Here is an 8,816-nt window from a genome sequence, read left to right as displayed (position 1 = left end):
TTTGACTTAAGATAATAAATAATTCTTCAATTGCATCAGCAGTTGACCTTCCAATTCTGAATCCGTAGGCATTATTATCACATATTGTCTCTGCAACTGGATCTAATGCCAATAGATATAATGCCTGCATCGCCCTGTCTTTCATTACAGGTATACCTAAAGGTCTTTTCTTTTTACTGTTTTTCTTTGGTATATATACCCTTCTCAAAGGCTGTGCATTATATCCTCTTCTATTCAGAAGTTTAACTGCTTGCTCTTTGTCCTTATCACTTTCCCATAATATATTATCTACTCCCGGGGTATTCTTGCCTTTGTTTGATGTTACTCTTTTTATTGCTATTAGCTTTGCATAAAACGAATGTGTTATTAGCCATTGCAAGGATTTTACCTTGTTATATCTTCCTTCCTTTTGAGCCTTTACGATACGCTTTTGAAGTTTCTTTACAACTTCTGTACATTTGTCCCATAATATCTTAGACCAACATATTCGGTTGTCAGTAGGTGCACACGCTATTGCGTTCATTTGCTTTCCTTCTTCCAGAAATTCTTCAATTTATCTCGTAATCAAGCACCATGTCGAAGTCTGCACGCTTTCACGTCAGGATATTTATCCCTATCTACCTCATTACAAGATAGCCTTCGCTTCCTCGACACTCCCATACCCACATTCCCGTCGGTTCACCTTGCGGTTGCCTACCTGTCAATTGACAGGAGAAATTTGGGCTTACCACGTTTCACACAGATAACATATTTCAGATGGGTTAGGTTCTGCGATTCCGCCGGTAGCTGTACATCCGTGTAATCCCAAACACGTAAGGAGTTAACTTAGCTACTTACCTTTTGGTTAAAGCTTATCAGCACTTTTAGCTTTTTGACATTGACGACGTTTATATGCAGTTTATTTAATTTAACCATACCATCCACAACCTAGCTCCCTAACCGCTTTAGTGCTAGCAGAATTCCAGATTCCTCACGGATTCCAGTTCTTCTCTTTCGAGAAAGGGTTGCATTGTCACAACAGCTTAGAACCCAAGGTGTTACCACCTACGCACCGTTGTCAGATTACTGTTAACGGAATAACAGGTTTATACTACTTAATGTAGCTAAACATTTATCTGTGCGACCTCGTGTCGCACACGTGTACATGCCCGACGCCACTGAACCGGACCCGCAAAGCCCTTCTTCTTTGGCACGCTTGCGTCGGTGAAGTGGTGTAGTGCGGACCTTCTGCATGGAATGACCCGCAAAGCAATTCTTCATGCCCTTCTATCCGCACTTTTACGGGCATGTGTTGATATGTGCCGTACAGCCCCGCGAAGCCCTTCCCAGCCAAGGATGGCGGGCTAACTACTATGTATAAATTTAGATAAGAATGCTTTTATCTTGTTTCTACTTTCCAATTCACATAAAAAAGTATCTTTCCATTTCTCATTGTACGGTTTAATATAGATTTTATAATATTCGCCAGCACTCCAAAAATCCGTCACAAGAAACTCTGGAAAATTATGAACTGCATCCGCAAAATCATGCACTCTTTCATACTCTTTTCTCTCTAATAACTTAATCATTTCATTTGTCACAACTGGTAACGCATAAATATAATTCTTTAGCTTTTCAACATCATTAAAACCTTCATTACATTTGTAAACATCCAAATCATTTTTCAAATAATTTTTCTCTATTATATCAATATTTTCAATTTGATCAAAATCATTTTTAAGCTTAGCTATCTTCTTTGCACTTAAATCTAAATCTATATATTTTTCAAAAGTCTTTAGTAAATCAATATAATAAAGGCCTTTAGTATTTGATCTTATTGTTACAAACAATGATTTATACGCCCTCATAAAATGCCATATACAATTCAAATCCATAATGCGTCCAACCTTTCAAAAAATCTACAAAGACTTTCCCTAAAATTTCCGCCATGGATGGCGGTCTTTTTTGCTGTATGGCATATATCGTTTTACATTTGCAAAGTCCATGAGTTGGACCCTCGAAGCCCTTCTACTTGACGGGGCTACGCCCCCAACGAATGGATTTGGGCAGGATGACCCCGTGCCATGCTCCAACGCCACGCTACATGCTTTGCCCTTTATGCAAATGTGTTGTTCTCTGCTGTCATGGCATTAAATCAAAACTTTTCGTTAGAAAAGTAACCTTTTATTTTATTAATCATCAACCCAAAATACTACTCAATAGCTCTTCCTTATGTTGATCAACATATACCTCTAGATTATCAAAAATATTTCTATTTGGACACCTATAGTATAATCTTTTGGACTCTTTCTCTATTTTATCTGCCATTTCTTCATATTCTTCACCGTGAGTAGAAATAAAATTTGTAATCTCGTATTCATAACCTTTATTAACGTTTTCTCTTAAATTGATTGGACTGCACCCATAAGCCATCATAATTGATCTTATATCATCCATAATTTTTCTATCTTCAATAGCATCTATTCTTCCTAATGCTTCTATAGTCTCATTTAAATATAAACCAGTTGAATTCTCTAAAAATCCCAAAATTCCATTCATATTTAATTCAGTATCAAAATCTGCTAACAATAGAATATCTTGTAGAACAATCGGAAGCTTTGTAAAAACAATAGGGTCTTTAAGATGCCCATTCTTCCCATTATATTGATTTGAAGCTATTTCATTAATAATCTCGCTAGAAGACATATTCAACATATTGTCAGCTGATATTAAATTTTTTATGATATCTTTAATATTACTCATTCATAGCCCCCCATTTTGGACTTAAAATAATACCTTAGGACAAACTGCTGCTTTTGCAGCATGCCATGATTGCAGAGAACGTCGGCATCTCAGTCGTCCTCGAATGGTCCCGTAAGGATGTCCCGCGTCAGCGCGCAACTGCGCCCATGAGAGGATGAGGCGGAGCCCTGCTACATGAATTTACTCCAGAGAAATACTTCTTGCTCCTGCTTTCGTAGCCTTCACTGAGATGCATTGATCTCCGATGTATCCTGACCCGTGATTCAGAAATTCCCACGGATGGGAATTCCTTAACAAAAAACTCAAATCAAGTAATTTACTTCTTCTCAAGTAGAATACCATATTGGTGCTAATGTTCTTCTGCATAAACTTTAGAGACCAGAACTATCATTCATCTTTTTTTGAAAATCCCAAAAAACTTGTTACTAATCCCAAAAAAACAAATACATATTCTAATCCTCCAAATGTTACCTCAGGGTCTATTGCAACTATTCCAGCTGCTAACATAATAGAAATTCCTAACATCATTGTTCTTATACTTGTCACTATGCATTCCCCCAGCTTATATATCATTAATAGTTATTTGCGAAATGCTATAACGCTTGAATTTACTGCATTTCAAATTGATATTTTTATTGTTTTCCCCCTCTGCTTCTAGTAAAATATAGGTATCTAATCCAATTTTAAACAAGAGAAGGGGAAAACAAATGGTAAAACTTTATAAACAAATTTCTTTTGCTGACACATTCGAAGAATGTAAAGATGTTTTTCAAAATAATAAGCCAAAATTTCTTAAGCTACTCTCACAACATCTTGATTTATCTTCGCTTATACCACAGGATTTTTATTGGTCTTACCACAAAACTCTAGGGAGAGACCGTAAATATTCACTCTCTTCAATGCTTTCAGCATTAGTTCTGCAGAAAATTCTTGGCATTCCTACAGTTTCGCTACTCATTATTTTTCTTAATTTATGCCATGAAGCCCGTGAATTCTGTGGCCTTCCAGACGTCCCTCATAACTCTCAGTTTACACGGTTCAAACAAGATTTCGTTATTTACCTGGAAAACTTCTTTAACCACCTTGTAGATATTACAGAACCTATTTGCCAGGAAATTAACACTACTCTTGCATCCACTATCGCTTATGATACTTCAGGTATTGAAACCTTTGTAACTGAGAATAACCCAAAGTTCATAAATTCTATCAATAAAAAAACTCAAGGCTTTCTACAAGGACAAGGCCTGATGTCGATGTATATAAAAAGGCTTTATAGCCTTATGCCTTCTTCAGCCTCTGCAAACAAAGAAAATCAAGCACTCTTCATTAACGGCTTCTTCTGCTAAGTCTAAAAAGTTGGCATTATTACCAACGGGCTCGGCCATTCCAGACAAATTTTCTTTTTTGGATAGGGAATTCAAAAAAAAAACTCCTGGAAAGGCAAATTTAAAAAAAAACCGAAATTCCCCAAACAAAAAATAAAATTTTTTTAGGGAATTCCAAATCCCTTAAAACCAGTATTTTGCAGACTTCTTTACTCTTCACCCGGATTTTTAAACCAAGCACTTTCCTTGGTGATTCTATTTTTGATACGTGCGATACCTACACATTGCTCTTAGATGAACTCAAGTTTCAAAGGGCTCTAATACCTTTGAATTCCAGAAATTCAAACCCTAATCTTCCGCCTATTAAATACAATGATGATGGTTGGCCACTTTGCTCTAAAGATTCTTCTGTACCAATGAAACCAAATGGCTGGAGCCGAGAAGAAGGAAGAATCGAAAGATTCAAATGGCGGTGCCCACAGGCAAAACTAATTAAAGGTAAATGGGTTACTTCTTGTGATAACCCCTGTAATGGCAAGCCTTGCGGTCGTGTAACCTTCACATCTCCTGCTATGGATAAACGCATGTATCCAGGTGTGATTAGAGGCTCTGACGAATGGATTTCTGACTACAAAATTAGGACTGTAGTAGAAAAAAACATTCAATACCTTAAGGAGCCTATGGCCTGTGGTAATCTTAAAACGAGAGACAACCTAACTATTAAAGCAGATTTATATCTCGCAGGTATCACACAACTAATTACTGTAATACTTGCAGATAAAATTCATGAGCACAAGTATATACGTAGTTTAAAACCTTTAATCGCTTGATTTACTAACTTACTCTTGAAACTTATGTCTTATACATAAGCTTATTTGTGCTGTAATTTCATCAACAAGGTTCTGGTTTTTCAGTCAAATCACTAACATATATCCCTCTTAAGTTATCAAAGTCCATTTTACATCTCTTCTAACTTTTTACATCTGATTTTTTAAGTCATTTTGCAAATGCCTATAGTTTTTATATTTTTAAATAAAAGCCCTTAAAAAACTCCAGAGCCCTACCCGCTAAACGGAGCGCAGGACGCGCGACCCCTTTGGGCATATTTCACAGAGTCGGGTAAGTCAGGCCATTACTGGCCTTTCTCCCCTAAGAACCGTGCGTGAAAGTTTCCCCCTCACACGGCTCAAGCACTTGTAACCTTCCTCACCTCTATGAGAAAGCCAGCTCCATTGGATTTTGTATATAACCATGTAACTGGTTGTGACATTTTGAATGTACAATGTATTTCTTGTTTGTCGTTTCGTCTTTGTGCATCCGCCACATTCCTTTTTCAGTTACCTTTTCGCCACATATTGGGCACAATCCTCTTTGTCTGTTCCACATTCTTCTTAATGCCTTTCTTCCGCTCATGCTTTCAAAGAGTTTGTAACCTTCCCTTTCTTCAAAATATGATTTCCATTCTGAATCATATGGGTTGGATTCTTTTCTTATCTTTACATGCCTTAATATCATAGTATCGGAAGCTTTTTTCAACCTTACAAATTCTTTGTCGGTTTTTGCTGCAAATACCCAGTTTCTTGTCTCTATACTATGGAAATATCTATTCTTAATCCACTTCTTACCCTTCTTCGGATGTCTCCTGCAACACCATTGCCATATCTTGAGGAATATCTGATTATCAACATAACCATATGCTTCCTTTGATACTTTATGCCTGTGATAATTTGCCCATCCTTGTATTTTCGGATTCAGTTGCCTGATCAAGTCTTCTTGTTTAACCATTTTATTCTTTTCTATAGTCTCTCGTATACTTGTCAGAAATGCTTTTATGTTTGATTTGGATGGTTTAATCAGTAGTTTTTCTCCATATTTTCGTACATTCTTACCTAGAAAGTCAAATCCATCATCTATATGAGTTATTAAGGTCTTTTCTTTGGATAGTTCCAAACCCCGTTCTTCAAAAAATTCCTTTAGAACAGGCATTACCTCTTCTCCAAGTATTTCTTTACTATGTCCTGTTATTACAAAGTCATCAGCATACTTCACTATTCGAACTTTTGGATGGTAGCTTTTCCAATTTACCTGCCTTACTTTGAACTTGGATAAAAGAATTCTTTCAATTCCGTTCAGAGCCGGATTACATAAACAGGGTGAAATTATTCCGCCTTGTGGCGTTCCAGCATCAGTATCATAGTATTCATTATCAAATATTATACCGGATTTTAGCCAGTTTTCTAGTATCCTTTTATCTGTCGGTATATTCTTGAGCATCCATTCATGAGAGATATTATCAAAACATCCTTTAATATCTCCCTCTAATATCCATTTAGCTGATTTCTTTTGACTTAAGATAATAAATAATTCTTCAATTGCATCGGCAGTTGATCTCCCAATCCTGAATCCATATGCATTATTATCACATATTGTCTCTGCAACCGGATCTAATGCCAATAGATATAATGCCTGCATAGCTCTGTCTTTCATAACTGGTATACCTAAAGGCCTTTTCTTTTTACTGTTTTTCTTTGGTATGTATACTCTTCTTAATGGTTGGGCTTTATATCCTCTTCGATTCAGGAGTTTAACTGCCTGTTCTTTGTCCTTGTCACTTTCCCATAGTATATTATCTACTCCTGGCGTATTCTTGCCTTTATTTGATGTTACTCTTTTTATTGCTATCAGCTTCGCATAAAACGAATGTGTTACAAGCCATTGCAAGGATTTGACCTTGTTATATCTTCCTTCCTTTTGAGCCTTTACGATACGCTTTTGAAGTTTCTTAACAGCTTCTGTACATTTGTCCCATAATATCTCAGACCAACATATTCGGTTGTCAGTAGGTGCACACGCTATTGCGTTCATTTGCTTTCCTTCTTCCAGAAATTCTTCAATTTATCTCGTAATCAAGCACCATGTCGAAGTCTGCACGCTTTCACGTCAGGATATTTATCCCTATCTACCTCATTACAAGATAGCCTTCGCTTCCTCGACACTCCCATACCCACATTCCCATCGACTCACCTCACGGCTGCCTACCTGTCATTTGACAGGAGAAATTTGGGCTTACCACGTTACACACAGATAACATATTTCAGATGGGTTAGGTTCTGCGATTCCGCCGGTAGCTCAACATCTGTGTAATCCCAAACACGTAAGGAATTAACTTGGCTACTTACCTTTTTTTGGTTAAAGCTTATCAGCACTTTTAGCTTTTTAGCATTGACGACGTTTATATGCAGTTTAATTAGTTTAACCATACCATCCACAACCTAGCTCCCTAACCGCTTTAGTGCTAGCAGAATTCAGGATTCCTCGCGGTTTCCTGTTCTTCTCTTTCGAGAAAGGGTTGCATTGTCTCAACAGCTTAGAACCCGGGTGTTACCACCCACGCACCGTTGTCAGGTTACTGTTAACGGAATAACAGGTTTATACTACTTTGTAGCTAAACATTTATCTGTACGACTTCGTGTCGCACGTCCGCCATTTGAGACGTCGATGAATCGGACCTGTAAGGAATACCCGTGAGCGGCTTTAGCCCGATGAATCGATGTGGGCAGGATGACATCATGCTCCTACTCTAGCGAACATTCTCCATGCTTTGCCCTTTACGCAAATGGACTTGTTATACGCCGTTATTTTGCACTACTGTTGAATTGACACATAAATAAATATAAGCTTTTGATTAACTTAAGTTTTATTATTTCATAACTATTTTTAGTTCATCAAGATCAATTAAAACTTTTGCACCTTTAAGAAAATCTAAGCCTAGCAGGCCATTTATCCTTTCATCAGGATCTATTTCTCCAAAATCTATCTTAAAATCTCTTAGTTGAATATTTCCTATTGAAATCTTCTCTATTCTTTTCCTTAGTGAACTATTTGCATATCCCCCATAACCATAAGTTACAACAAGTTCTTCATTTTCTTCAATATCTATATCTAAATCATTTAAGTAATCTGCAAGAAATATAGAATGTGCTGCACCTGTATCAACAATTACATCACTTATTAAAACTTTCTTTCCCTTGTTTTCAAGCTCTACTTCTGCATATAGAAGACCATGTTTAAATGGTAAGCGTACAATACAACCCATCTGTTAATCAATTTGTTAGCATGAGATAATACACCAAAAACCAGGAGGCGTCTTATGTTATATAAAGAATGGGAAAAGTTAATTAGAGAATTCGAAAAAAGCGGAAAAACCCAGGCTCAGTGGTGTAGGGAAAAGGGGTTGAAAATCAAAGCATTCAATTTCCAATATAGAAAATATAGAAGAGATAATCAAAACAAGGAAGAAATTAACAAAACAAACTGGATGCCAATTCAGTTTGAACCAATGATGACATCAAAACTCAACATAAGAATAGGTAAAGCTATAATTGAAATTGAGAACGGATATGACGAAAGACTTTTGCAAACTATAGTTAAATCCTTGGAGGCAATATGTTGAGCATAAGTGGAACAGAAAAAGTATATCTTGCTATTGGAAGTACTGATATGAGACGCTCTATCGACGGTTTGGCAGCAATAGTTCAGCAATGTTTTTCTCTCGACCCATTTTCATCGAATCTTTTTGTGTTTTGCAATAAAAACAGGACAATGATAAAAATATTACATTGGGATCATAACGGATTTTGGCTATACTTCCGACGACTTGAAAAGGGAACGTTTAAATGGCCTTCAGATAACTCTAAAGAGACAATTCAAGTGGGTACTAGGGAACTCTATTGGTTATTAACTGGACTT

The 8,816-nt window shown here is 36.8% G+C and carries 10 protein-coding genes; 4 read left to right on the top strand and 6 right to left on the bottom strand.

Going from position 1 to position 8,816, the window contains the following annotated elements; translation table 11 throughout:
- From ACECE_RS0226135 to ACECE_RS31410, 4 genes are all read right to left on the bottom strand, one after another.
- A partial coding sequence (locus ACECE_RS0226135) for a reverse transcriptase N-terminal domain-containing protein (protein ID WP_010252879.1) occupies positions 1-523 on the bottom strand: 523 nt, incomplete at its 3' end.
- Positions 524-1,343: 820 nt separating this feature from the next.
- Positions 1,344-1,847 (bottom strand): hypothetical protein, encoded by a 504-nt coding sequence (locus tag ACECE_RS0226130; protein ID WP_162862637.1) that lies wholly within the window; start codon positions 1,845-1,847, stop codon positions 1,344-1,346.
- A 331-nt stretch (positions 1,848-2,178) separates the two neighbouring features.
- A complete protein-coding gene (locus ACECE_RS28880) occupies positions 2,179-2,742 on the bottom strand; it encodes a DMP19 family protein (protein WP_010252876.1) in 564 nt (187 codons plus the stop codon).
- 387 nt (positions 2,743-3,129) lie between these two features.
- A complete protein-coding gene (locus ACECE_RS31410) occupies positions 3,130-3,288 on the bottom strand; it encodes a hypothetical protein (protein WP_010252874.1) in 159 nt (52 codons plus the stop codon).
- 161 nt (positions 3,289-3,449) lie between these two features.
- Here ACECE_RS31410 and ACECE_RS28875 point away from each other — a divergent pair, with 161 nt between their 5' ends.
- Together ACECE_RS28875 and ACECE_RS28870 are read left to right on the top strand one after the other, a co-directional pair.
- On the top strand, positions 3,450-4,088 hold the full coding sequence (locus tag ACECE_RS28875) for an ISNCY family transposase (RefSeq protein WP_010252872.1): 639 nt from the start codon (positions 3,450-3,452) through the stop codon (positions 4,086-4,088).
- 305 nt (positions 4,089-4,393) lie between these two features.
- Positions 4,394-4,897, top strand: a complete 504-nt coding sequence (locus tag ACECE_RS28870) for a hypothetical protein (RefSeq protein ID WP_010252870.1) — start codon at positions 4,394-4,396, stop codon at positions 4,895-4,897.
- Positions 4,898-5,279: 382 nt separating this feature from the next.
- Here the strand turns inward: ACECE_RS28870 and ltrA are convergent, their stop codons facing one another.
- Positions 5,280-6,932 carry a group II intron reverse transcriptase/maturase gene (gene ltrA, locus ACECE_RS0226110; RefSeq protein ID WP_010252868.1) on the bottom strand — a complete coding sequence of 551 codons (1,653 nt, stop codon included), beginning with the start codon at positions 6,930-6,932 and terminating at the stop codon, positions 5,280-5,282.
- Positions 6,933-7,767: 835 nt separating this feature from the next.
- A complete protein-coding gene (locus ACECE_RS0226100; RefSeq protein ID WP_010252864.1) occupies positions 7,768-8,163 on the bottom strand; it encodes a retropepsin-like aspartic protease in 396 nt (131 codons plus the stop codon).
- A 54-nt stretch (positions 8,164-8,217) separates the two neighbouring features.
- On the opposite strand from ACECE_RS0226100, the gene tnpA reads away from it, so the two are divergent.
- A complete protein-coding gene (tnpA, locus tag ACECE_RS0226095) occupies positions 8,218-8,520 on the top strand; it encodes an IS66 family insertion sequence element accessory protein TnpA (RefSeq protein ID WP_010245199.1) in 303 nt (100 codons plus the stop codon).
- Positions 8,514-8,816, top strand: a 303-nt coding sequence (gene tnpB, locus ACECE_RS0226090; RefSeq protein WP_026074015.1) for an IS66 family insertion sequence element accessory protein TnpB, incomplete at its 3' end; no start/stop codon positions are given. The genes tnpA and tnpB, both read left to right, overlap by 7 nt.

It is taken from the genome of Acetivibrio cellulolyticus CD2 (assembly GCF_000179595.2).
GTDB lineage: Bacteria > Bacillota > Clostridia > Acetivibrionales > Acetivibrionaceae > Acetivibrio > Acetivibrio cellulolyticus.
Note: the sequence above shows the minus strand (reverse complement) of the source record. Positions and strands in the feature narration are given on the sequence as shown.